At 73.7% G+C, this 21,963-nt stretch carries 18 protein-coding genes; 9 read left to right on the top strand and 9 right to left on the bottom strand.

Annotation, left to right across the window (positions count from 1 at the left end):
- Window positions 1-75 precede the first annotated feature (75 nt).
- The 5 genes from ACZCLJ_RS06440 to ACZCLJ_RS06420 all read right to left on the bottom strand — a co-directional run bounded on the left by ACZCLJ_RS06440 (window position 76) and on the right by ACZCLJ_RS06420 (window position 6,368).
- Entirely contained in the window at window positions 76-1,029 is a 954-nt protein-coding gene (locus ACZCLJ_RS06440) for an aldehyde dehydrogenase family protein (protein ID WP_251153272.1), read from the bottom strand.
- Window positions 1,029-2,510 carry an aldehyde dehydrogenase family protein gene (locus ACZCLJ_RS06435; protein WP_463105850.1) on the bottom strand — a complete coding sequence of 494 codons (1,482 nt, stop codon included), beginning with the start codon at window positions 2,508-2,510 and terminating at the stop codon, window positions 1,029-1,031. The genes ACZCLJ_RS06440 and ACZCLJ_RS06435 overlap by 1 nt, the downstream gene beginning before the upstream one ends.
- 23 nt (window positions 2,511-2,533) lie before the next feature.
- The gene (gene deoC, locus ACZCLJ_RS06430) at window positions 2,534-3,595 is read right to left on the bottom strand and encodes a deoxyribose-phosphate aldolase (protein ID WP_463105849.1); all 1,062 of its coding nucleotides are present in this window, start codon (window positions 3,593-3,595) and stop codon (window positions 2,534-2,536) included.
- A 63-nt stretch (window positions 3,596-3,658) separates the two neighbouring features.
- The gene (locus ACZCLJ_RS06425; RefSeq protein WP_463105848.1) at window positions 3,659-5,515 is read right to left on the bottom strand and encodes a phospho-sugar mutase; all 1,857 of its coding nucleotides are present in this window, start codon (window positions 5,513-5,515) and stop codon (window positions 3,659-3,661) included.
- 1 nt (window position 5,516) lies between these two features.
- Window positions 5,517-6,368 carry a purine-nucleoside phosphorylase gene (locus ACZCLJ_RS06420; protein ID WP_463105847.1) on the bottom strand — a complete coding sequence of 284 codons (852 nt, stop codon included), beginning with the start codon at window positions 6,366-6,368 and terminating at the stop codon, window positions 5,517-5,519.
- Between the two features lie 129 nt (window positions 6,369-6,497).
- On the opposite strand from ACZCLJ_RS06420, the gene ACZCLJ_RS06415 reads away from it, so the two are divergent.
- Window positions 6,498-7,949, top strand: a complete 1,452-nt coding sequence (locus ACZCLJ_RS06415; RefSeq protein ID WP_463105846.1) for an NAD(P)H-quinone dehydrogenase — start codon at window positions 6,498-6,500, stop codon at window positions 7,947-7,949.
- Window positions 7,950-7,989: 40 nt separating this feature from the next.
- On the opposite strand, the gene ACZCLJ_RS06410 is transcribed toward ACZCLJ_RS06415, so the two are convergent.
- Entirely contained in the window at window positions 7,990-8,463 is a 474-nt protein-coding gene (locus ACZCLJ_RS06410) for a hypothetical protein (RefSeq protein ID WP_463105845.1), read from the bottom strand.
- Window positions 8,464-8,521: 58 nt separating this feature from the next.
- On the bottom strand, window positions 8,522-10,729 hold the full coding sequence (locus tag ACZCLJ_RS06405; RefSeq protein ID WP_463105844.1) for an endonuclease/exonuclease/phosphatase family protein: 2,208 nt from the start codon (window positions 10,727-10,729) through the stop codon (window positions 8,522-8,524).
- Between the two features lie 238 nt (window positions 10,730-10,967).
- On the opposite strand from ACZCLJ_RS06405, the gene ACZCLJ_RS06400 reads away from it, so the two are divergent.
- The 6 genes from ACZCLJ_RS06400 (at window position 10,968) to ACZCLJ_RS06375 (ending at window position 18,034) form a co-directional block, all read left to right on the top strand.
- Complete coding sequence (locus ACZCLJ_RS06400; RefSeq protein ID WP_463106364.1) at window positions 10,968-12,533, top strand: CoA-acylating methylmalonate-semialdehyde dehydrogenase; 1,566 nt, start codon at window positions 10,968-10,970, stop codon at window positions 12,531-12,533.
- A 59-nt stretch (window positions 12,534-12,592) separates the two neighbouring features.
- Window positions 12,593-14,014 carry an aminotransferase class III-fold pyridoxal phosphate-dependent enzyme gene (locus ACZCLJ_RS06395; RefSeq protein ID WP_463105843.1) on the top strand — a complete coding sequence of 474 codons (1,422 nt, stop codon included), beginning with the start codon at window positions 12,593-12,595 and terminating at the stop codon, window positions 14,012-14,014.
- On the top strand, window positions 14,011-14,847 hold the full coding sequence (locus tag ACZCLJ_RS06390) for a nitrilase-related carbon-nitrogen hydrolase (protein WP_251153282.1): 837 nt from the start codon (window positions 14,011-14,013) through the stop codon (window positions 14,845-14,847). The genes ACZCLJ_RS06395 and ACZCLJ_RS06390 overlap by 4 nt, the downstream gene beginning before the upstream one ends.
- 82 nt (window positions 14,848-14,929) lie before the next feature.
- Window positions 14,930-16,366 (top strand): dihydropyrimidinase, encoded by a 1,437-nt coding sequence (gene hydA / locus ACZCLJ_RS06385; RefSeq protein ID WP_251153283.1) that lies wholly within the window; start codon window positions 14,930-14,932, stop codon window positions 16,364-16,366.
- A 59-nt stretch (window positions 16,367-16,425) separates the two neighbouring features.
- Window positions 16,426-17,493: a TIGR03842 family LLM class F420-dependent oxidoreductase gene (locus tag ACZCLJ_RS06380; protein WP_463105842.1), complete on the top strand. Its 1,068-nt coding sequence runs from the start codon at window positions 16,426-16,428 to the stop codon at window positions 17,491-17,493.
- A 109-nt stretch (window positions 17,494-17,602) separates the two neighbouring features.
- Window positions 17,603-18,034, top strand: coding sequence for a barstar family protein (locus ACZCLJ_RS06375; RefSeq protein WP_463105841.1), 432 nt, complete (start codon window positions 17,603-17,605; stop codon window positions 18,032-18,034).
- A gap of 71 nt (window positions 18,035-18,105) precedes the next feature.
- Here ACZCLJ_RS06375 and ACZCLJ_RS06370 read toward each other — a convergent pair whose 3' ends face one another.
- Window positions 18,106-18,450 carry an Imm10 family immunity protein gene (locus tag ACZCLJ_RS06370; RefSeq protein WP_463105840.1) on the bottom strand — a complete coding sequence of 115 codons (345 nt, stop codon included), beginning with the start codon at window positions 18,448-18,450 and terminating at the stop codon, window positions 18,106-18,108.
- 112 nt (window positions 18,451-18,562) lie between these two features.
- A complete protein-coding gene (locus tag ACZCLJ_RS06365) occupies window positions 18,563-19,099 on the bottom strand; it encodes an NUDIX hydrolase (RefSeq protein ID WP_251153366.1) in 537 nt (178 codons plus the stop codon).
- A gap of 154 nt (window positions 19,100-19,253) precedes the next feature.
- Here ACZCLJ_RS06365 and ACZCLJ_RS06360 point away from each other — a divergent pair, with 154 nt between their 5' ends.
- Window positions 19,254-20,468: an MFS transporter gene (locus ACZCLJ_RS06360; protein WP_463106363.1), complete on the top strand. Its 1,215-nt coding sequence runs from the start codon at window positions 19,254-19,256 to the stop codon at window positions 20,466-20,468.
- 121 nt (window positions 20,469-20,589) lie between these two features.
- Window positions 20,590-21,963: an MFS transporter gene (locus tag ACZCLJ_RS06355; RefSeq protein WP_463105839.1), complete on the top strand. Its 1,374-nt coding sequence runs from the start codon at window positions 20,590-20,592 to the stop codon at window positions 21,961-21,963.

Here is a 21,963-nt window from a genome sequence, read left to right as displayed (position 1 = left end):
GTGCGTGAGGGCGGCCGAGAACAACTCCGGTGCCGTCATCCGAGGACGACGGCACCGGAGTCGTTCTCGGCGGGGTCAGATGCCCTTGGGGTGCCAGACCGTCTTGATCTCCGTGTAGGCGAGGATGCGCTGGGGGAGCGGGGCCTCGGTCCAGTCGGGCTCGGTGTCGTTCCCGCGGCGGTCGACGGCGGGGCGCAGGACGCGCTTGACCGAGTCCGCCGCGGCGGCCTCGAGCTCGCCCCAGCCCACACCGGCTGCGGCCACCGCGCCCGCGAGGTCGATCGCGTTGACGTCGAGGTGGGACGCGAGCGGGGGAGCGAGCTCCTTCGTGCGGCCCGTGAGGACGTTGACGACGCCGCCCGGCACGTCCGACGTCGCGAGGACCTCGGAGAGCGTGACGGCCGGGATCGGCCGGTCCTCGCTCGCGACGACGATCACGGAGTTCCCCGTGACCAGCGGCGGGACGATCGTCGAGACGAGGCCGAGGAGCGACGAGCGCTGCGGCGCGAGCACCACGACGACGCCGGTCGGCTCGGGCGACGACAGGTTGAAGTAGGGCCCGGCGACGGGGTTGGCGGAGCCGGCGACCTGCGCGACCTTGTCGGTCCAGCCCGCGTACCAGACCCAGCGGTCGATCGCCTCGGACACGGCGGTCTCCGCCTGCCGTGCGGTCAGGCCCTCCCCGGCGGCGACCTCGGCGACGAACTGGTCGCGACGTCCCTCGAGCATCTCGGCCACGCGGTAGAGCACCTGCCCGCGGTTGTACGCCGTCGCGCCGGCCCAGCCGGGCTGCGCGGCGCGCGCCGCGACGACGGCCTCGCGCGCGTCCTTGCGCGAGCCCTGCGCGACGTTCGCGAGGAAACGGCCCTTCGCGTCGACGACCTCGTAGGTGCGGCCCGACTCGCTTCGGGGGAACTTCCCGCCCACGTAGAGCTTGTACGTCTTGCGGACGCCGAGCCGCTCGGGTGCGGACGACCCGCGCGAGGCGCCGGCCTTCGTGGTCGTGCTGCCGCTCGTGGTGCGGGCCATCAGTACGTGCTCCCCTCGATCAGGTAGGACGCCAGGCCGTGCCGGCCGCCCTCGCGGCCGTAGCCGGACTCCTTGTAGCCGCCGAACGGACTCGTCGGGTCGAACCGGTTGAAGGTGTTCGACCACACGACGCCCGCGCGCAGCCGGTCGGCCATCCAGAGGATGCGCGACCCCTTCTCGGTCCAGATCCCCGCCGAGAGACCGTAGGGCGTGTTGTTGGCCTTGGCGACGGCCTCGGCCGGCGTCCGGAAGGTCAGGACGCTGAGGACCGGACCGAAGATCTCCTCGCGCGCGATGCGGTGCGCCGCGGAGACGCCGGTGAAGAGCGTCGGCGCGAACCAGTACCCAGACTCGGGCAGCTCGCACGCCGGGCTCCACCGCGTCGCGCCCTCGGCGACGCCCGCCTCGGTGAGCTCGGTGATGCGGGCGAGCTGCTGCGGCGAGTTGATGGCGCCGACGTCGGTGTTCTTGTCCATGGGGTCGCCCACGCGCAGCGTGCCGAGGCGTGCCTTGAGCCGCTCGACGAGCTCCTCGGCGATCGACTCCTGGACGAGGAGCCGCGAGCCCGCGCAGCACACCTGGCCCTGGTTGAAGAAGATGCCGTTGACGATGCCCTCGATCGCCTGGTCGACCGGCGCGTCGTCGAACACGATGTTCGCGGCCTTGCCGCCGAGCTCGAGCGTCGCGTGCTTGCGCGTCCCGGCGATCTGCTGCGCGATGCGCTTGCCGACCGCCGTCGACCCGGTGAACGCGACCTTGTCGACGCCGGGGTGCGCGACGAGCGCCGCGCCCGTGGCGCCGGCCCCGGTGACGATGTTCACGACGCCGGGCGGCAGCTCCGCCTGGCGCAGGAGGTCCGCGAACAGCAGCGCCGTGAGCGGCGTCGTCTCCGCGGGCTTGAGCACCACGGTGTTCCCGGTCGCGAGCGCCGGTGCGATCTTCCACGCGAGCATGAGCAGCGGGAAGTTCCACGGGATGACCTGCGCGGCGACGCCGTGCGGGCGGGGGGCGGCGCCGTAGCCCGCGTGCTCGAGCTTGTCCGCCCAGCCCGCGTAGTAGAAGAAGTGGGCGGCGGCCGTCGGGACGTCGACGTCGCGCGCCTCGCGGATGGGCTTGCCGTTGTCGAGCGTCTCGAGGACGGCGAACTCGCGGGCCCGCTCGGCGAGGAGCCGTGCGATGCGGAAGAGGTACTTCGCACGCTCACGGCCCGGCATAGGCCCCCAGACCTTCTCCTGGGCGCGGCGGGCGGCGCGGACGGCGCGGTCGACGTCGTCCTCGGTGGCCTCCGCGACCTCGGCGAGCACCTCCTCGGTGGCCGGGTTGACGGTCTTGAACGAGCCGTCGTCGGACGCCGCGGTGAACTCGCCGTCGATGAAGAGGCCGTACGACGACGCGATGTCGACGACGGCGCGCGACTCGGGGGCCGGGGCGTACTCGAACGGCGAGCCGGCGGTGGTCGGGGTGCTGCTCGTGGTGCTCATCTGTTGCTGTCCTCGGGTTCCGCTCAGTCGACGGTCACGTAGTCCGGGCCCCAGTAGGCACCCGTGGCGAGCTTGTTGCGCTGCATGAGCACGTCGTTGAGCAGCGACGACGCGCCGAACCGGAACCAGTCCGGGTCCAGCCACTGCGGGCCGGCGACCTCGTTGACGGCGACCAGGTACTTGATCGCGTCCTTGGAGGTCTTGATGCCGCCCGCGGGCTTGACGCCGACCTGGACGCCCGTGAGCGCGAGGAAGTCGCGCACCGCCTCGAGCATGACGACCGTCACCGGCAGCGTCGCGGCGGGGGAGACCTTGCCCGTGCTGGTCTTGATGAAGTCGGCGCCCGCGAGCATCGCGAGCCACGACGCGCGGCGCACGTTGTCGTACGTCGCGAGCTCCCCCGTCTCGAGGATGACCTTGAGGTGGGCGTGGCGCCCGTTCGCGCGGCACTCCTCGCGCACGGCGACGATGTCGTCGTAGACCTGCTCGTACCGGCCGGAGAGGAACGCGCCGCGGTCGATGACCATGTCGATCTCGTCGGCACCCGCCTCGACGGCGTCGCGCGTGTCGGCGAGCCGCACGGCGCGGGTCGCGCGTCCGGACGGGAACGCCGTCGAGACGGCGGCGACCTTGACGCCCGTGCCCGCGAGCGCCTCGACGGCGACCGGGACCATGTCGTTGTACACGCAGACCGCCGCGGCGGCCGGGCACGTCGGGTCGTTGGGCTCGGGGCGCACGGCCTTGGCGGCGAGCGCGCGGACCTTGCCGGGCGTGTCGGCGCCCTCGAGCGTCGTGAGGTCGACCATGCGGATGATCGTGTCGAGCGCCCAGGCCTTCGACGTGGTCTTGATCGAGCGCGTGCCGAGCATGGCCGCACGGCCGTCGGCGCCGACCTTGTCGACCCCTGGCAGGCCGTGCAGGTAGCGGCGCCAGCCGGTGTCGTCGAGGACGGCGGAGCCGGTCACGGATCGGGCGAGCTCGGCGATCTCGACGGCGGGACGGTCGGCGGGTGCCGGGGTCGCCGGGGCCGCGTCGGAGCCCGCCGGGCCGGTCTCCCGGACCGACGGCGGTGTCGTGGTGCTCATCGCCCCAGGTTACCCGTCGGTACGGTGCCGCGGATCGGGCGCGGCGGTCCCGGCCGGGGCTCCCTAGAGTCCGAGCGCGCGCGACATGTCGGCCTTCACGCGGTCGATTCGCTCGCGGGCGAACGCGCGGGCTGCGGTGAGGTCGTCGTGGGACGCGTCCGCGGCGACCGGGACGACGACCTCGAGGTAGCACTTCACCTTGGGCTCGGTCCCGCTCGGGCGCACGATGACGCGCGTCGAGTCGGCGGTGAGGAGCCGGACGCCGTCGGTCGGCGGGAGGCCGTCGAGCCCTGCGGAGAGGTCGGCGACGTCGGTCACCCCGGCGCCGGCGAGGGTGCGCGGCGGCGCCGAGCGCAGGTGCGTCATGGTGTCGCCGATGCGGTCGAGGTCGGTGAACCGCGCCGAGAGCTGGTCGCTCACGTGCAGGCCGTGCCGGCGCGCGAGGTCGTCGAGCGCGTCGACGAGCGTGCGGCCCTCGGCCTTCAGCCGGTTCGCGAGCTGCGCGACGAGCAGCGCGGCGCTGATGCCGTCCTTGTCGCGCACGTGCGCGGGGTCGACGCAGTAGCCGAGCGCCTCCTCGTACCCGAACACGAGGCCGTCGACGCGGCTGATCCACTTGAACCCGGTGAGGGTCGTCGCGAAGCCCAGGCCGTGCGCCGCGGCGATGCGCGAGAGCAGGCGGGAGGAGACGACCGAGCACGCGAGCACGCCACCGGCCGCCCCCGAGGAGGCGGCCCGTCGCGCGACGTCCTCGCCGAGCAGCGCACCGACCTCGTCGCCGTGCAGCATGCGCCAGCCGTTCGACCGCGCCGTCTCGGCGCCCTGGTACGTCCCGACGCGCGGGTCGTAGACCGCGACGGCGCACCGGTCGGCGTCCGGGTCGTTCGCGAGCACCACGTCCGCGCCCGCGTCCTGCGCGTACGCGAGCGCGAGGTCCATCGCGCCCGGCTCCTCGGGGTTCGGGAAGGACACGGACGGGAAGTCCGGGTCCGGGTCCAGCTGCTCCTCCACGGGCACGACGGTCGTGAACCCGGCCTCGCGCAGGACGTGCGCCACGACGGCGCCGCCCACGCCGTGCAGCGCGGTGGTGACGACCTTGAGCCGGCGGGGAGCGCCGTCGGACAGCGCGAGGACGGACGCGGCGTAGGCGCGGACGACGTCCCGTCCGAGCACCGTCCACCCGTCGCCCGCGCGCGGTACGGAACGGGCCGGCCCGACGGCGGCGATCGCCGCCGCGATGCGCGCGTCGTACGGCGGGACGATCTGAGCGCCCTGACCGCCGTCGGTGACCACCCGGCCGCCGAGGTACACCTTGTAGCCGTTGTCCGCCGGCGGATTGTGGCTCGCGGTGACCATGACGCCCGCGTCCGCGTCGAGGTGGCGCACGGCGAACGCGAGGACCGGCGTGGGCAGCGCGCTCGGCAGGACCGAGACGTCGAGGCCGGCGGCGGTCAGGACCGCGGCCGTGTCGACGGCGAACGCGCGCGAGCGGTGCCGCGCGTCGAAGCCGACGACCACCCGGGGCCGCGTGCCGCTGCCCAGCGCGTCGAGCAGGTACGCGCCCAGCCCGGCCGCGGCACGCACGACGACCGCCCGGTTCATGCGGTGGGGCCCCGCCGCCATCGCTCCGCGCAGGCCGGCCGTGCCGAACTCCAGCGGGCCGGAGAACCGGTCGCGCAGCTCGGCGAGCGCCGCGCGGCGCACGTCGTGCTTCCGGGGGTCGGGGGAGTCGGCGAGGTCCAGCAGGCGGCGCAGGTCCGCCTGGTCGCCCGCGTCGACGTCGTCGTCGATCCACGCCGCGACGCGCTCGAGGAACGCGGCGTGCGCCGAGCCCGGGTCGAACGACGGGTCGTCGGTGGCGTCGGCCGGAACGCTCGGCCGGGACGTCTTCCCCCGCGGGGACGTGGCACGCTCGGTCATGTCACACCAGCTTCGCGATGTCGGCCAGGAGGGCGCTGATGCGGGGGCCCGCGGCATGGCCGGCCTCGATGACCTCCGCGTGGGAGAGCGGCGTCGGGCTGATCCCCGCCGCGAGGTTCGTCACGAGCGAGATGCCGAGCACGTCGAGGCCGCAGTGCCGGGCCGCGATGGCCTCGATCGTCGTCGACATCCCGACCAGGTCCGCGCCGATGGCCCGCGCCATGCGGACCTCGGCCGGCGTCTCGTAGTGCGGCCCGGGGAACTGGGCGTACACGCCCTCGGCGAGGCTCGGGTCGACGCGGCGCGCGATCTCGCGCAGGCGAGGCGAGTACACGTCGGTGAGGTCGACGAACGTCGGCCCCTCGAGCGGGCTGCGGCCCGTGAGGTTGATGTGGTCGGAGAGCAGGACGGGCGTGCCCGCGGCCCAGTCGGTGTTCAGGCCGCCGCACCCGTTCGTGAGGATCAGGGTCTCCGCCCCCGTCGCGGCGGCGGTCCGCACGCCGTGCACGACGGCGCGCACGCCCTTGCCCTCGTACAGGTGCGTGCGCGAGCCGATGACCAGGGCGTGGCGCACCGAGCCGTCCGCGCGCTCGACCCGGATCGAGCGCGTCACGGACAGGTGTCCGACGACCGCCGTCGCGGAGAAGCCGGGGATCTCGGCGGTGGGGATCTCGGCGACGACGTCGCCCAGGAGCTCCGCGGCGCCGCCCCAGCCCGAGCCGAGCACGAGCGCCATGTCGTGCCCGTCGACCCCGGTCGCCTCGGCGATGTGGTCCGCGGCGGCCCGCGCCACGACGAAGGGTTCGGTGCTCGGGTCGTCGAGCGAGGGTGTGCTCGGAGGCGTCGTCGTCATGCCGCCCAGGCTAGTCCTCCCGCCGCGCGCTGACCTGGGGTGCGGCCGACCGGGCCGCCGCCCCGCCACGGCGGGACCTCGGCAGGCCGTCTCGCATCGTGACACGCGCGGGCCGTCCGGCCTGACAGAATGGGCCGCGTGACCCACGAGACCCTCGACCGTCAGGCCACCCGGATCGTCGTCGTGGGAGGTGGTCCCGGCGGTTACGAGGCGGCTCTCGTCGCCCGTCGGCTCGGGGGTGACGTCACGGTCGTCGAGCGCCAGGGGATGGGCGGCGCGGCCGTCCTCACGGACGTCGTCCCGTCGAAGACGCTCATCGCGACCGCCGACTGGATGACGATCGCCGAGCGCGCCGCCGACCTCGGCATCCGCCTCCCCGTCGACACCGCCAAGGCGCAGCACCCGGCGATGCGCCGCCACATCGTCGACCTCGACGCCGTCAACACGCGCGTCATGGCGCTCGCGGCCGCGCAGTCGGCCGACATCCGGGCGCGCCTCGAGCGCGAGGGCGTGCGCGTCGTGACAGGCACGGGCCGGCTCGACGGCCCGTCCCGCGTCGTGGTCGAGGGCGGTGGCGGTGCGGGCGCCGACGTCACGCTCGACGCCGACGTGATCCTCCTCGCGCTGGGCTCCACGCCGCGCACGCTGCCCACCGCGCAGCCCGACGGCGAGCGCATCCTCACGTGGACGCAGCTCTACCACCTCACCGAGCTGCCCGAGCGCCTGATCGTCGTCGGTTCGGGCGTCACCGGCGCCGAGTTCGCGGGCGCGTACAACGCGCTCGGCTCGGACGTCGTGCTCGTGTCGAGCCGCGACCGCGTGCTCCCCGGCGAGGACGCCGACGCCGCCGAGCTCCTCGAGGGCGTCTTCCGGTCGCGCGGCATGACCGTCATGTCGCGCTCGCGGGCCGAGTCCGCGGTCCGCACGGCCGACGGCGTCGAGGTGACGCTCTCCGACGGCCGCGTGATCACCGGCTCGCACGTGCTGCTCGCGGTCGGGTCGATCCCCTCGACGCACGGCATCGGTCTGGAGGAGGCCGGGGTGCGCCTCGCGCCGAGCGGGCACGTCGAGGTCGACAAGGTGTCGCGCACGTCGGCGCGAGGGGTCTACGCGGCAGGGGACTGCACCGGCATCCTGCCCCTCGCGTCCGTCGCGGCGATGCAGGGCCGCGTCGCGATGTCGCACGCGCTCGGCGACGCCGTCGCGCCGATCAAGCTCCGCACGGTCGCGGCGAACATCTTCACCGCTCCCGAGATCGCGACCGTCGGGTACAGCGAGGAGCAGCTCAAGGCCCAGAGCAGCAAGTACGTCACGACGACGCTCCCGCTCGCGCGCAACCCGCGGGCGAAGATGCTCGGCATGCGCGACGGCTTCGTCAAGCTCTTCGCGCACCCGGAGGCGGGGGTCGTGCTGGGCGGCGTCGTCGTCGCGCCGAGAGCGAGCGAGCTGATCTTCCCCATCACGCTCGCCGTGTCGCACCGCCTCACGGTGGACGACGTCGCGTCCGCGTTCACGGTGTACCCGTCGCTCTCGGGGTCGATCGCCGAGGTCGCGCGCATGCTGCACCACCGCGAGGACTGAGCACCCGGGCGACGGGCCGTGCCACGCCGGAGGGAGCGCGCTACAGCCTCGCCTCGGCCCGCAGGGTCCCGTCGGCGTAGGCGAGGTCGGTGATCTCGAGGCCCGGCAGGGTCCCGGCCAGCCCGGCGGCGAGGAGCGCCTGCACGTCGAGGGCGAGCCGCGCGTCGGGCAGCACGCGGACCGCGTCCGCCGGCAGGCCCTTCGACCGCAGCGCACCCTGGAGCGGGCCCTCGGCCATCCCGAGCAGCTTGTGCGCGGGGAGCCCGGCGGCGCTCGCCTCGACGGCGACGACCGCCGTCCCCGCGACGAACGACTCGACGCGCAGCGTCCCGCGGACGACGGGGACGAGCCGCGCCGCGAGCCGCAGGGCCGACGGCGGGTCGGGCACCTCGCGCAGGTCGAGGACCACGCGCACGTCGTCGCCCTCGCCGGTCACCGAGCGCACGAACGGGGGCAGCGCCCCGGACGCACGCGCGAGCTCGACGGCCTCGGTCACGGTCAGCTCGATACGCACCGGCCGACCTTAACCCGGGCTCACCGCGCTCGCGGGCGGGGGCCGGCGTCGGCCGCGCTCAGTCCGTGGCGCGGACCTCGGTGAGCAGCGGACGGTGGTCGGACGCCGTGTCGTCGAGCACCTCGAACGACCGGAACGTCACCGGTGCGGAGCCGAGGACCCAGTCGATGCGGTGCGCCGGGGCGACCGCCGGTGACGTGAGCGCGTCGGGGTCGCCCGCGGCGTCCTGGCCGCTCTCCAGGCCCTGGTCCTCGAGGAGCGCGATCTCGTCCCACCCGGGCTCGGCGTTGAGGTCGCCGGCGAGGACGTACGCACCCTCGACCGGTTCGGCGGCGAGCAGCGCGTCGAGCTGGTCGAGACGCGTGGGCGTGCTCTCCTCGCGGTGCTGGAGGTGGACCGACGTGACGCGCACGGGCACGCCGCCCGCATCGACGGTCGCGGACACCGCGGAGCGCTGCTGCGGGCCCGCGCCGAACGGCAGCGCGTGGCGCTCGACGTCGGCGAGGTCGCCCAGGGCGGGGTCCCAGAGGAGGACGTTGACGAACTGGCGGTCGGCCGCCGGCGCGGCGACGAACCGCATGCCCGTCTCGCGCGCGAGGTAGGACGCCATGTCGGTGCCGCCGCCGAGGACCCAGCCGCGCGAGACCTCCTGCAGCGCGACGACGTCCGCGCCCGAGGTCTCGATCGTCGCCGCGACCTCGTCCAGCCGGACCGAGGGGTCGGCGCTCACGCCGTAGTGCAGGTTCCAGTCGAGCACGCGCAGGAGACCGGGCTCGCGGTCGGCCGTCGCGCCGGACGCGGGCGTGTGGACCTGTGTCGTCCCGACGAGCGCCAGCACGGTGACAGCTCCCGCGACGGCGACAAGCAGTCCGGTCCGCAGGCCGCCGCTCTCGACGCCGTCCGCCTGCGCGCCTGCGAGGGGCATGCCGCCGCCGGCAGGGTCGGCGGACCAGGCGGAGGCGGCGCTCGCGGCGCGTGCCGTGCGGTACGCGGTGGCGACGGCGACGACCGCGAGGACCGCGGCGGCACCGACGGGCACCCACCCGTTGCGGAACGGGAGCGGCACGTCGTAGTCGATCTGGTAGCCGAGGACCGGGAGCACCGTGCCGAGCCCGGCGAGCGTCGCCGCGCCCGCGAGCCGCAGCCAGGTGACGTCGCGCGCGGGGCGGTCGAGGCCCAGGGAGAGCGTCGCCGCGGCGGCGGGCACGAGGAGCGTGAGGAGCACGACGAGCGCCCAGCCGCCGGCCGTGCCGGGCCCGTCGAGGCGCGGGACGGCGAGGAAGGCGACCGCGACGCCTCCGACGAGCAGCACCGGTGGCCCCCAGACGGCGACGAGCCTCCCGGCGCCACGGACGCTCCGGGCAGCGCGCGCGACCCACGGCACCGCCCAGGCGGTCAGGAGCGCGGCAGCGGCGAGCGCCGCGACCGGCGGGGCGAGCGCGACCCCGGACTGCGACGCGACGAACGCCGGGTTCGCGAGCGCCTGCACGACGAGCGCGAGGAACGGGCCGAGCAGCCAGAGCCCCCGGGCACCGGGCCACGCGGCGCGCCCTCGGACGACCCACGCGCACGCGAGCGCCCCGAGCCCGACCGCGACCGTGAGAGACCAGGCGAGGGGCCCGTCGCGCCAGTAGGCGTCCCACGTGCCGAGGAGCGCGCTCAGCGCCGCGGCGAGCAGGGCGCCGAAGGTCACGCCGAGGGCGACGAGACCGCCGCGCGCGCGGCCGGCCGGCCGAGCGTCGCCCGGGTGGGGGCCCGCGGGACGGGGTGCCGCGCCCGTCGTCCCGGCCACGGCGTCGGTGGGCCGGGAGCGCGAGCCGCTCGCGAACGCGGCGACGATCACGAGCGTGGCGATCCCCAGCGCGACCGTCGCGAGCCCCACGCCGTAGCGCACGAGCCCCAGGTCCGCGCCGGCGGCGATCGCGGTGCCGAGGCCCTGGAGCACGAGCCGCGCGACGACGAGGGAGCAGACCGCGAGGAGCACGACCTTGCCCGTGATCTCGAGCCGCGCGGCGATCATCACGACGAGGACGCCGGGGGCGGCGTAGGTCGCGAGCGCCGTGAGCGCGACGGTCGTGATCCCCGCGGCGAACGCGTGGTCGAGGAGCGGCCCGCTCGACCGGACCAGCTCGACGACGAGTGCCGTGACCAGCACGAGCAGGACGAGGGCGGCCCGACCCGGGTCCCGGTCCGGCCGGCCAGGTGGCGCCGTCGTGCCCGAGGTGTCGCCGGTCGGGGAAGGGGGAGCCTGCGGCGTCGCGCTCACGGGACCGAAGGTACCGGGCGCCCGGCGGGCCCGCGACGTCCGTGCCAGTGCGTGCCGTCCGTGGCGCCCGCGCCGCCCGGTGCGGAGGTGTGATCCGTGCCACACTGGGGGATCGGCGGCGACGGCGCGCCACCACCTCGGCGCGCGAGGAGGAGACGTGGATCGGACGACCCGGACCCTGGGCACCACGAGCGCCCCGCGCGGCGTGAGGATCCCCGCGGCACCCGACAGCACCGTCGTGGACAGCGACGAGACCGGTACCCGGCCCGCGGGCGCTCCCCGGCAGCCGCGCGTCGTCGGGCACTGGGTCGGCGGCGCGCTGCGCACGGACGCCGTGCGGCACGCCCCGGTCCACGATCCCGCCCGGGGCACCGTCTCGGGCCGGGTGGCCCTCGCGTCCGCCGAGGACGTCGACGCCGCGGTCGCGGCAGCCCGCGAGGCGTTCGGTGCCTGGCGGGGGACGAGCGTCTCGCGCCGCGTCGAGATCCTCTTCGCGTTCCACCAGCTCCTCGTGGAGCACCGGGACGAGATCGCGGCCGTCGTGAGCGCCGAGCACGGGAAGGTGCTCTCCGACGCCGCGGGCGAGGTGGCCCGCGCGCTCGAGTGCGTCGAGTTCGCGTGCGGCATCGGGCAGCTCCTCAAGGGCGGGTACACCGAGCAGGCGTCCGCGGGCGTCGACGTGCACGAGGTGAAGCAGCCCCTCGGGGTCGTCGCGTGCATCACGCCGTTCAACTTCCCCGCCATGGTGCCGCTGTGGATGGTCCCCAACGCGATCGCCTGCGGGAACACGGTCGTGCTCAAGCCGAGCGAGCGCGACCCGTCGGCGTCGCTCGTCGTGGCGCGGCTGCTCCAGGAGGCGGGACTGCCCGACGGCGTGGTGAACGTCGTGCAGGGCGACCGCGTCGCCGTCGAGCGGCTGCTCGAGCACCCCGACGTCGAGGCCGTGAGCTTCGTCGGGTCCACGCCCGTCGCGCGCCACGTGTACGAGACCGCCACCCGGCACGGCAAGCGGGTCCAGGCCCTCGGCGGCGCCAAGAACCACATGGTCGTGCTGCCCGACGCCGACGTGGACGTCGCCGCCGACGCGGCGGTCTCGGCGGCGTACGGGTCGGCGGGCGAGCGGTGCATGGCGGTGTCCGTGCTCGTCGCCGTGGGTGCGGTCGCCGCCCCCCTGGTCGAGGCGATCCGGGAGCGCGTGGCGCGCCTCGTCGTCGGGCCGGGTGACGACCCGGCCTCGCAGATGGGTCCGCTCATCACCGCGGAGCACCGTGACCGCGTCGCCGCGCGCGTGGCGACGGCCGAGGCGGAGGGCGCGACGCTCGTCGTCGACGGTCGCACGACACCGGACCGCGGGGCAGGCGACGGCTCGGGCGCCGCCGACCTGGGGGCAGGCTTCTTCCTGCACCCCACGCTCGTCGACCATGTGCGGCCCGAGCACACGGTGTACCGCGAGGAGATCTTCGGGCCCGTGCTGTCCGTGGTCCGCGCCGACACGTACGACGAGGCGGTCGGCCTCGTCAACGACAACCCGTACGGCAACGGCGCGGCGATCTTCACGCGCGACGGTGGCGCGGCGCGCGCGTTCGAGGTCGACGCGCGCGCGGGCATGATCGGCGTGAACGTCCCCATCCCGGTGCCCGTCGGCTACTACTCGTTCGGCGGGTGGAAGAGCTCGCTGTTCGGCGACCTGCACGTCTACGGCCCCGAGAGCGTGCAGTTCTACACGCGCACCAAGGTCGTCACGACCCGCTGGCCCGACCCCGCGACGTCCGCCGTGGACCTCGGCTTCCCCCGGACGAGGTGAGGGGACCGGCCCGCACGACCCTGACCGACGCTCACCGAGCCCGGACGAGAGGAGGACGCGTGACGACGGAGGACCTCACGCGGGGGGCAGCGACACGGCCCGACTCGCGCACGCGTGCCGACGACCGGTACGTCTTCCACTCGTGGTCCGCGCAGGGCGCGATCTCGCCGCTCCCCGTCGCCGGCGGTGAGGGCGCCTGGTTCTGGGACGAGGACGGCAACCGCTACCTCGACTTCGCGTCCCAGCTCGTCAACCTCAACCTGGGTCACCAGCACCCGCGCCTGGTCGCGGCCGTCCAGGCGCAGGCGGCGCGGCTCGCGACCGTCGGTCCGACGTTCGCGAACGACGTGCGGGGCGAGCTCGCGCGCCTGATCGTCGAGCGTGCGCCGGGCGCGACGGCCGGCGACGCGTCGCACGACCGGCGGTGGCGCGTGTTCTTCACGAACGGCGGGGCGGACGCCGTCGAGAACGCGGTGCGGCTCGCGCGCCTGCACACCGGCCGGGCCAAGGTGCTCTCCGCGTACCGGTCGTACCACGGGAACACCGCCACGGCGATCACCCTCACCGGCGACCCGCGGCGCTGGCCGAACGAGGTCGCGCCCGACCCGCAGGTGCGCCACTTCCTCGGGCCGTACACGTACCGCTCGGCGTTCGGCGCGCGCGACGACGCCGAGGAGGGCGAGCGCGCGCTCGCGCACCTGCGGGAGGTCGTGAGCCTCGAAGGGCCGGGGACGATCGCGGCGATCCTGCTCGAGACGATCGTCGGGACGAACGGCGTGCTCGTCCCGCCCGACGGCTACCTCGCGGGCGTGCGCGCGCTGTGCGACGAGCACGGGATCCTGCTGGTCGTCGACGAGGTCATGGTCGGGTTCGGCCGGGTCGGGGAGTGGTTCGCGATCGACCGGTGGGGCGTCGTGCCCGACCTCGTGACCTTCGCCAAGGGCGTGAACTCCGGGTACGTGCCGCTCGGTGGTGTCGTCATCGCGGAGCACGTCGCGCAGACCTTCGACGACCGCGTGTTCCCCGGCGGGCTCACCTACTCCGGTCACCCGCTGGCCTGCGCCGTCGCGGTCGAGTCGATCCGCACGTTCGAGGACGACCGGATCCTCGAGCGGGTCCGTCGGGTCGGCGACGAGCTGATCGGCCCCCGCCTGCGCGAGATCGCCGCCCGCCACCCGAGCGTCGGCGAGGTGCGCGGGCTCGGCTTCTTCTGGGCGGTCGAGCTCGTGCGCGACAGGGAGACGCGCGAGCCGTTCGTCCCGTTCAACGCGAGCGGACCGGCCGCCGCCCCCATGGCGGCGGTCGTCGCCGCGGTGAAGGAGCGCGGCGTCTGGCCGTTCGTCCACTTCAACCGCCTGCACGTCGCGCCGCCGCTCGTCACGTCCGCCGACGACCTCGAGCACGGCCTCGCCGCGATCGACGCCGCGCTCGACGTCGCCGACGACCACATCGGGAAGCCCAGGACGAAGGAGGGGTCATGACCACCGTGCGCGCCGCACTCACGCAGGTCCGCTGGACCGGCGACAAGGAGTCGATGATCGACGTCCACGAGAAGCACCTGCGCGACGCCGCCGACCAGGGCGCGCGGCTCGTGTGCTTCCAGGAGCTGTTCTACGGCCCGTACTTCTGCCAGGTGCAGGACGCCGCGTACTACGCGTACGCCGAGTCCGTCCCCGGGCCGACCGTCGAGCGGTTCTCGGCGCTCGCGGCCGAGCTCGGGACCGTCGTCGTGCTGCCCGTGTACGAGGAGGAGCAGCCCGGCGTCCTCTACAACACGGCAGCCGTGATCGACGCCGACGGGCGCTACCTCGGCAAGTACCGCAAGACCCACATCCCGCACGTGCGCGGGTTCTGGGAGAAGTTCTACTTCCGCCCGGGCAACCTCGGCTACCCGGTGTTCGACACCGCGGTCGGGCGCGTCGGCGTCTACATCTGCTACGACCGGCACTTCCCCGAGGGGTGGCGGGCGCTCGGGCTCAACGGCGCGGAGATCGTCCTCAACCCCAGCGCGACGAGCCGTGGCCTGTCGAACTACCTGTGGCGGCTCGAGCAGCCGGCCGCCGCCGTCGCGAACGAGTACTACGTCGGCGCGATCAACCGGGTGGGCGTCGAGGACCTCGGGGACGACGACTTCTACGGCACGTCGTACTTCGTCGACCCCGAAGGGGCGTTCGTCGGGGACCCGGCGGACGACCACGAGGAGGAGCTCGTCGTGCGCGACCTGGACCTCGACCTGCTGCGCGTCGTGCGCGACCGGTGGCAGTTCTACCGGGACCGCCGCCCGGACGCCTACGAGGACCTCACCCGGCCCTGAGCCGCTCCTCCCGCCGGCGATACCGCACGGCTACCCGCACACCCACCCGGACACCGCTCGCTCCAGCAGGGAGGACCACGAGATGCCGCACACGCTGATCCGCGGAGGGACCGTCGTCGGGCCGACGGGCTCGACGCTCGCCGACGTGCTCGTCGACGGCGAGCAGGTCGCCGCGCTGCTGCGGCCGGGCGACACGAGCCTCGGCGCGGACCTCGCCGCGAACGCCGAGCGCGTGGTCGACGCGACGGGGAAGTACGTGATCCCGGGGGCGGTGGACTGCCACACGCACATGGAGCTGCCGTTCGGCGGCACCCACGCGTCCGACACGTTCGAGACCGGGACGCGCGCCGCGGCCTGGGGCGGCACGACGACGATCGTCGACTTCGCGGTGCAGCGCACCGGCGAGCGCGTCCAGGACGGGCTCGCGGCGTGGCACGAGAAGGCCGCCGGGCGGTGCGCGATCGACTACGGCTTCCACCAGATCCTCGGCGGCGTCGACGACGACGCGCTCAAGGCGATGGACGAGCTCGTCGGCGAGGGGATCACGAGCTTCAAGCTCTTCATGGCCTACCCGGGCGTGTTCTACAGCGACGACGGCCAGATCCTGCGCGCGATGCAGAAGGCCCGCGACAACGGGTCGGTGGTCATGATGCACGCCGAGAACGGCATCGCGATCGACGTGCTCGTGCGGCAGGCCCTCGACCGCGGCGACACCGGCCCGTTCTTCCACGGCACGACGCGACCGTGGGAGACGGAGGAGGAGGCGACCCACCGCGCGATCATGCTCGCGCGGCTCACGGGCGCGCCGCTGTACGTCGTGCACATGTCGGCGAAGCAGGCCGTCGAGACGCTGGCACGAGCCCGCGACGAGGGCCACACGGTGTTCGGCGAGACCTGCCCGCAGTACCTCTACCTGTCGCTCGAGGAGCAGCTCGCGGCGCGCAGCGAGCAGTGGGGCGACCTCGAGGGCGCGAAGTGGGTGTGCTCGACGCCGCTGCGGTCGCGCGCCGAGGGCCACCAGGACGAGCTCTGGCGCTACCTGCGCACGGGGGACCTGTCGGTCGTGAGCACCGACCACTGCCCGTTCTGCATGAAGGAGCAGAAGGAGCTCGGCCGGGGCGACTTCTCGAAGATCCCCAACGGCATCGGCGGGGTCGAGCACCGGCTCGACCTGCTGTACCAGGGCGTCGTCGACGGGAGGATCTCGCGCGAGCGCTGGGTCGAGCTGTGCTGCACGACGCCGGCCCGCATGTTCGGGCTCGACGGCCGCAAGGGCGTGCTCGCGCCGGGCGCCGACGCCGACGTCGTCGTCTACGACCCCGCCGGGCACACCTCGATCGGGTACGAGCGGACGCACCACATGAACCTGGACCACTCCGCGTGGGAGGGCTTCGAGGTGGACGGACACGTCGACCTCGTCATGTCGCGCGGGCGCGTGCTCGTCGAGGACGGCGCGTACCACGGGAGCCCCGGTCACGGGCAGTTCCTGAAGCGCGGGCTGTCGGCGTACCTGCGCTGAGGGCGGAGCCGGGCGTCGTCCGCCGGGCGCAGCCGCATCGGACCGATCGGGGAGGGCTCGTGGACCTGGGAGTGGTGCTGCAGAACGACCCGCCCGCGTGGCGGGTCGTCGACCTCGCGCGGCAGGCGGAGACCTACGGGTTCAGCCACGTGTGGACGTTCGACTCGCACCTGCTGTGGGAGGAGCCGTTCGTCGTCTACTCCCAGATCCTCTCGGCCACGCACCGCGTCACCGTCGGGCCGATGGTCACCAACCCCGCGACGCGCGACGTCACCGTCACCGCGTCGCTCTTCGCGACCCTCAACGAGATGTTCGGCAACCGGACGGTCTGCGGCATCGGGCGCGGCGACTCCGCGGTGCGCGTCATCAACGGGCGGCCCGTGACGGTCGCCGAGCTGCGCGACGCGATCCACGTGATCCGCGGCCTCGCGTCGGGCGAGGCCGTCGAGTACCGCGGCTCGACGCTCCGCCTGCCGTGGAACCCGGGGTCGCGCCTGCCCGTGTGGGTCGCGGCCTACGGGCCGCGGATGCTCGCGCTGACCGGCGAGGTCGGGGACGGCTTCATCCTCCAGCTCGCGGACCCCGACGTCGTCGCGTGGTCCGTCGCGGCCGTCCGCGCCGCGGCCGAGCGCGCGGGCCGCGACCCCGACGCCGTGAGCATCTGCGTCGCAGCGCCCGCCTACGTGACCGACGGCGCGGCGTCGAGCCGGGCCGGGCGTCGTTCGCTCGCCCACGCGTACGACCAGTGCCGGTGGTTCGGGGGGATGGTGGGGAACCACGTCGCCGAGATCGTCGCGCGCTACGGGCCCGGCGGCACGGAGGAGTCCGCGGGCGTGTCGATCCCCGAGGCGCTGACGGCGTTCGTCGCGGGCCGCGAGGGCTACGACTACAACGAGCACGGGCGCGCCGGGAACACGCACACCGCGTTCGTCACGGACGAGATCGTCGACCGGTTCTGTCTCGTCGGTCCGGCGGAGCGTCACGTCGAGCGCCTGCGCGAGCTCGCCGCGCTCGGCGTCGACCAGTTCGCGGTCTACCTCCAGCACGACGCGAAGGACGAGACCCTGCGCGCGTACGGCGAGACGATCGGCCCGGCCGTCCGCGACCTGGCTCCTACCCGGGAGTAGGGCGTGTCTCCCAAGAAGCCGTTTGCGTAGCATCTCGTGGGTGAGCACCTCCTCGTCTGGAGCGGTCCCATCGGGAGATCATGCTCGCGAACGGTTGACGAGTCTCCCGGTGACGGTGTTCTCGCAACGCTCGGTGCTCGATGGGTTCGTGGATGAGCTCACTGCCCGAGGGTTTCAGGTCGTGGTTCTCGACGCTGGTTCTTGGTCGAACGGCGCGGAAATGCATCGCGGTCTCGCAGGGTCGTTGGACTTTCCCGACTACTACGGCTGGAATCTCGATGCACTGGACGACTGCCTGTCAGACGTTGTCGCACGGGAGTACGGCTGGCAGCCGTCGGCCGCGGGCCTGGCGCTGGTGTTCCTCGGGTTCGACCGCTTTGCCGCGGCGCTGCCTGACGTCGCTCCCGCCTTGGTGGACATCCTTGTCACCCATGCGCGCGGCGCGGCCGAGGCTGGCGCCACGTTGGCGTTGCTCCTACACAGCGACGACCGTGAGCTCGGCGGCAACTCGATGGGCTCTTCCGGTGCTGCTGGACTGTGACAGAACCTCGAGGCCGTGTCCAGGTACGAGCTAGTCAGTGAGGCCAGAGCATGACCGCTGCGAGAGCGTGATCATCCGGTCGGCGCCACGATCCGAGGCAGATGCTGCTCGATGATCCCGGCTGCTGCATTGTCCAAGACGAGCTCGACCACGGCGGGCAATTCGAGCACCGCTGCTGCTTCAGGTTCCAGCTCGAGCGCAAGGACGCCGTCCTGCACGTCCACCCGCACGAGGCCGCCGTAGTGCACGGCGGCACCACCACGCACGATCGCGTAGGTGTTCTGGCCCAGGGCCACGTTCTGCGGGTCGTGGTTCAGCGCACGCTGAAACGCGATCGTGTCTCCCGACTTCACGTCCAACACCACGATCGCCTCATAGTTGTCCTCGATGCTGCGTGTGAAGCCAACCCTGATCACAGCCGAGATTCTGCCCCACCCAGAGAGCATGCGACGCGGTCGCCCGAGTTGAGAGACAACGCCCTAGACCGATCTGACGGAAGGGTCGTGCACGCCGGCCCGGCGGCGCCGGTCAGGTGGACGGAGCGCCGTCGAGTAGATCGTGCAGCGTCGGCCAGGCGTCGGCGAAGGCGGGGAGCAGGGGGAGCCCGGCGACGTCGTCGACCGGGACCCACCGCACCTCGACGCTCTCCGCGTCGGTCGCGGTCGGCGCGAGGTCGACCCCGTCGGCCACCTCCGCCACGACCGTCGTGTAGCGCCACGGCCCGTGGTCGAGCACGCGCTCCCCGAGGACCCGCACGGTCGCCGGGTCGATCCCCGCCTCCTCGTGGGCCTCGCGCAGCGCGCCCTGCTCGGGCGTCTCGTCGGGCCCGACGGCGCCGCCCGGCACGCCCCACGTCCCGCCCTGGTCGCTCCACGGGGCGCGGTGCTGCAGGACGACGTGGGTCGCCCGGCCGTCGTCGCCGCGCCGTGCGAGGAGCAGCCCGGCGGCCCCGAACAGACCCCAGTGGCGCCGGCCGCACGCGCACTCGACCCACCCGTCGCCGGGCTGCAGGTGGCGGGGGAGGCGCGGCGCGGGGTCGCCCGGGTCGCGAGGAGCGGTGGGGATCGTCACGGGGCCATGCTGCCAGGCGGGGGCGGGCAGGAGGCACGCGCGTCACCCCGCGGCGTGCCGCGGCGTCGTCCGGGACACGTAGGATCTCCCCCTTGTGAGCGAAGGGCGTGGCGCGGGCAGGGTCGTGGAGGTCGTGTTCCCCCGGCGCATGGGGGCGAGCTTCCGCTGGCTCGTCGGGTCGTCGTGGACGAGCAACGTCGGCGACGGGATCGCGCTGGCCGCCGGTCCGCTCCTCGTGCAGTCCCAGACGGACTCCGCGTTCCTCGTCGCGCTCGCCGCGCTCGTCCAGCGCCTGCCGTGGCTCCTGTTCGGGCTCTGGGCCGGCGCGATCGCCGACCGGGTCGACCGCCGCCTCCTCGTCGTCGGCGCGAACCTCGTGCGGGCAGGGGTCGTCGGCGTGCTGTGCGCGTTCGTCGCCACGGGGCACGTGAGCATCGGCGTCGTGCTCGCCGCGCTGTTCTGCCTCGGCGTCGCCGAGGTCTTCGTCGACACGACGGCGAGCACGCTGCTGCCGATGCTCGTCGATCGAAGAGACCTCGGCACCGGCAACGCGCGCCTGCAGGCGGGCTACCTCGTGGGCAACCAGCTCGTCGGTCCGCCGGTCGGCGCGTTCCTCTTCGCGGCCGGCATGGTCTGGCCGTTCGTCGTCCAGGCGGTGAGCATCCTGCTCGCCGTCCTGCTCGTGGCACGCATCACGACGACGCCGGTCCCGGCGCGCGCAGGGCGCACGCACGTGCGCCAGGACATCGCCGAGGGCGTGCGCTGGATCCTCGGCAACGCCCCGGTGCGCACCCTCGCGCTCGTCATCCTCGCCTTCAACATCACGTGGGCCGCGCCCTGGGCGGTCCTCGTCAAGTACGCGATCGACCACCTCGACATGGGCGAGGTGGGGTTCGGGCTGCTCACGACGGCGTCGGCCGTCGGCGGGGCCGTCGCGATCGGGTGCTACGGGTGGCTCGAGCGGCACGTGCGCCTCGCGACGCTCATGCGTGCATGCCTCACGCTCGAAGTGCTCATGCACGCGGCGCTCGCGCTCACCACGTCCGGCGCGGTCGCGATCGTCCTCATGGGCGTCTTCGGGCTCTACGCGTTCGTGTGGGGGACGGTGTCGAGCACCGTGCGCCAGCGTGCCGTGCCGACCGAGCTGCAGGGCCGCGTCTCGGCCGCCTACATGGTCTGCGTCTACGGCGGCATCGTGGTCGGGCAGCTCCTCGGCGGGATCCTCGCCGAGGCCTGGGGGGTCACCGCGCCGTTCTGGTTCGCGTTCGCGGGCGCCGGCCTGACCCTGGCGCTCGTGTGGCGCCAGCTCGCGAACGTCGCCCACGCGGGCGAGGTCGACCCCACACCCCCACCGGCCGCGTGACCGTCGACCGACCGCGCGACGACCATCCGGTCGGCGGTCGGAAAGGCGTGGTCGGCCGGCCCGGTGCCTGGCTCCGGGAAAGTCGTGGACCGGTGTCGGTGGCTCGGGTGAGGATGTGGGGGTGAGTCATACGCCGTACGAGAACGACGCCCCGACCGACGAGGTCCAGACCGACGGACCCTCGTCGCACGCCGCCGACGGGGCACCGGACGACGTCGCCGCCCTGCCGCGGTGGCGGCGCGACGCCACGATCTTCCTCTCCGGTCAGACCGTCTCGCTGTTCGGGTCGATGCTCGTGCAGTACGCGGTCCTGTGGCACCTGACGATCGAGACCAAGTCGGGGTCCGTGCTCGCGCTGAGCACGGTCTTCGGCTTCCTGCCGCAGGCCGTCGTGTCGATCTTCGGCGGTGTGTGGGCCGACCGCGTCAACCGCAAGGTGCTCATCGTCGCGGCGGACGCGACGATCGCCCTCACGACCCTCGCGCTCGCGCTGCTCATGCTCGGGGGCGCCGACGACCTGTGGCTCATCTACGCGGCGCTGGCGATCCGCTCGACCGGCGCGGGCATCCAGACGCCCGCCGTCGCCGCGCTCCTGCCGCAGATCGTGCCGACGAGCAAGCTCCTGCGCGTCAACGGCATCAACCAGTCGATCCAGTCCGCCATGATGCTCCTCGCCCCGGCCGTGGCGGCCGCGGTCTACGCGAGCGCGTCGCTCGTCGCGGTGTTCTTCGTGGACGTCGTCACCGCCGCGATCGGCATCGGCCTGCTCCTGCTCGTCCCCGTGCCGACGCTCGCGCACGCCCGCGCGACGGCGGACCGCGCCGGGTACTTCGACGACCTCGTGGAGGGGTTCCGGTACCTCGGCTCGCACGCGTTCGTCCGGTGGGTGCTCGGCCTGTACGCGGCGATCTTCCTGCTCATCGTCGCGCCGTCGTACCTCACGCCCCTCATGGTCGCGCGGTCGTTCGGCGAGGAGGTGTGGAAGCTGACCGTCAACGAGGTCGCGTTCTCCGTCGGCATGCTGCTCGGCGGCGTGCTTCTCGCCACGTGGGGCGGGCTGAAGAACCGCATCGCGATGATGGTCGGCGCGACGTTCGTCTTCGGGATCCTGTCCGTCGCGATGGGCCTGTCGACCAACATGTGGGTGTTCTTCACCTTCATGTTCCTGCTCGGCCTGGCGGTCCCGCCGTTCTCGACGACGTCCATGACGATCCTGCAGGAGACGGTCGAGCCGGAGCGGCAGGGGCGCGTCTTCGGGTTCGTCGGGATCGTCATGGCGGTGTCGATGCCGCTCGGCATGGTCGTCTTCGGCCCGCTCGCCGACCGTTTCACCGTCGAGTCGCTGCTCGTGGTGTCGGGCGTGCTCATGTTCGCCGTCATCGGCATCGCCGTCGCGCTCCCGTCGGGGCGTCGGGCGATGCGCGCGGCGGCGCAGCACGGGAACTCGGCCGAACCGGTGGCCGAGGTGCGTGCACGGTCCGGTGACGGCGCCTGA

This window comes from Cellulosimicrobium sp. So1_17 (assembly GCF_055181235.1).
This window is presented reverse-complemented; position numbering and strand designations above follow the sequence as displayed.

Bases quoted from the DNA above. Each gene is read 5' to 3' on its own strand.
- ACZCLJ_RS06425 (WP_463105848.1), bottom strand. From the start codon at position 5,515: ATGACCGAGCGTGCCACGTCCCCGCGGGGGAAGACGTCCCGGCCGAGC.
- deoC (WP_463105849.1), bottom strand. From the start codon at position 3,595: ATGAGCACCACGACACCGCCGTCGGTCCGGGAGACCGGCCCGGCGGGC.
- ACZCLJ_RS06360 (WP_463106363.1), top strand. From the start codon at position 19,254: ATGGGGGCGAGCTTCCGCTGGCTCGTCGGGTCGTCGTGGACGAGCAAC.
- ACZCLJ_RS06420 (WP_463105847.1), bottom strand. From the start codon at position 6,368: ATGACGACGACGCCTCCGAGCACACCCTCGCTCGACGACCCGAGCACC.
- ACZCLJ_RS06440 (WP_251153272.1), bottom strand. From the start codon at position 1,029: ATGGCCCGCACCACGAGCGGCAGCACGACCACGAAGGCCGGCGCCTCG.
- hydA (WP_251153283.1), top strand. From the start codon at position 14,930: ATGCCGCACACGCTGATCCGCGGAGGGACCGTCGTCGGGCCGACGGGC.
- ACZCLJ_RS06390 (WP_251153282.1), top strand. From the start codon at position 14,011: ATGACCACCGTGCGCGCCGCACTCACGCAGGTCCGCTGGACCGGCGAC.
- ACZCLJ_RS06435 (WP_463105850.1), bottom strand. From the start codon at position 2,510: ATGAGCACCACGAGCAGCACCCCGACCACCGCCGGCTCGCCGTTCGAG.
- ACZCLJ_RS06415 (WP_463105846.1), top strand. From the start codon at position 6,498: ATGGGCCGCGTGACCCACGAGACCCTCGACCGTCAGGCCACCCGGATC.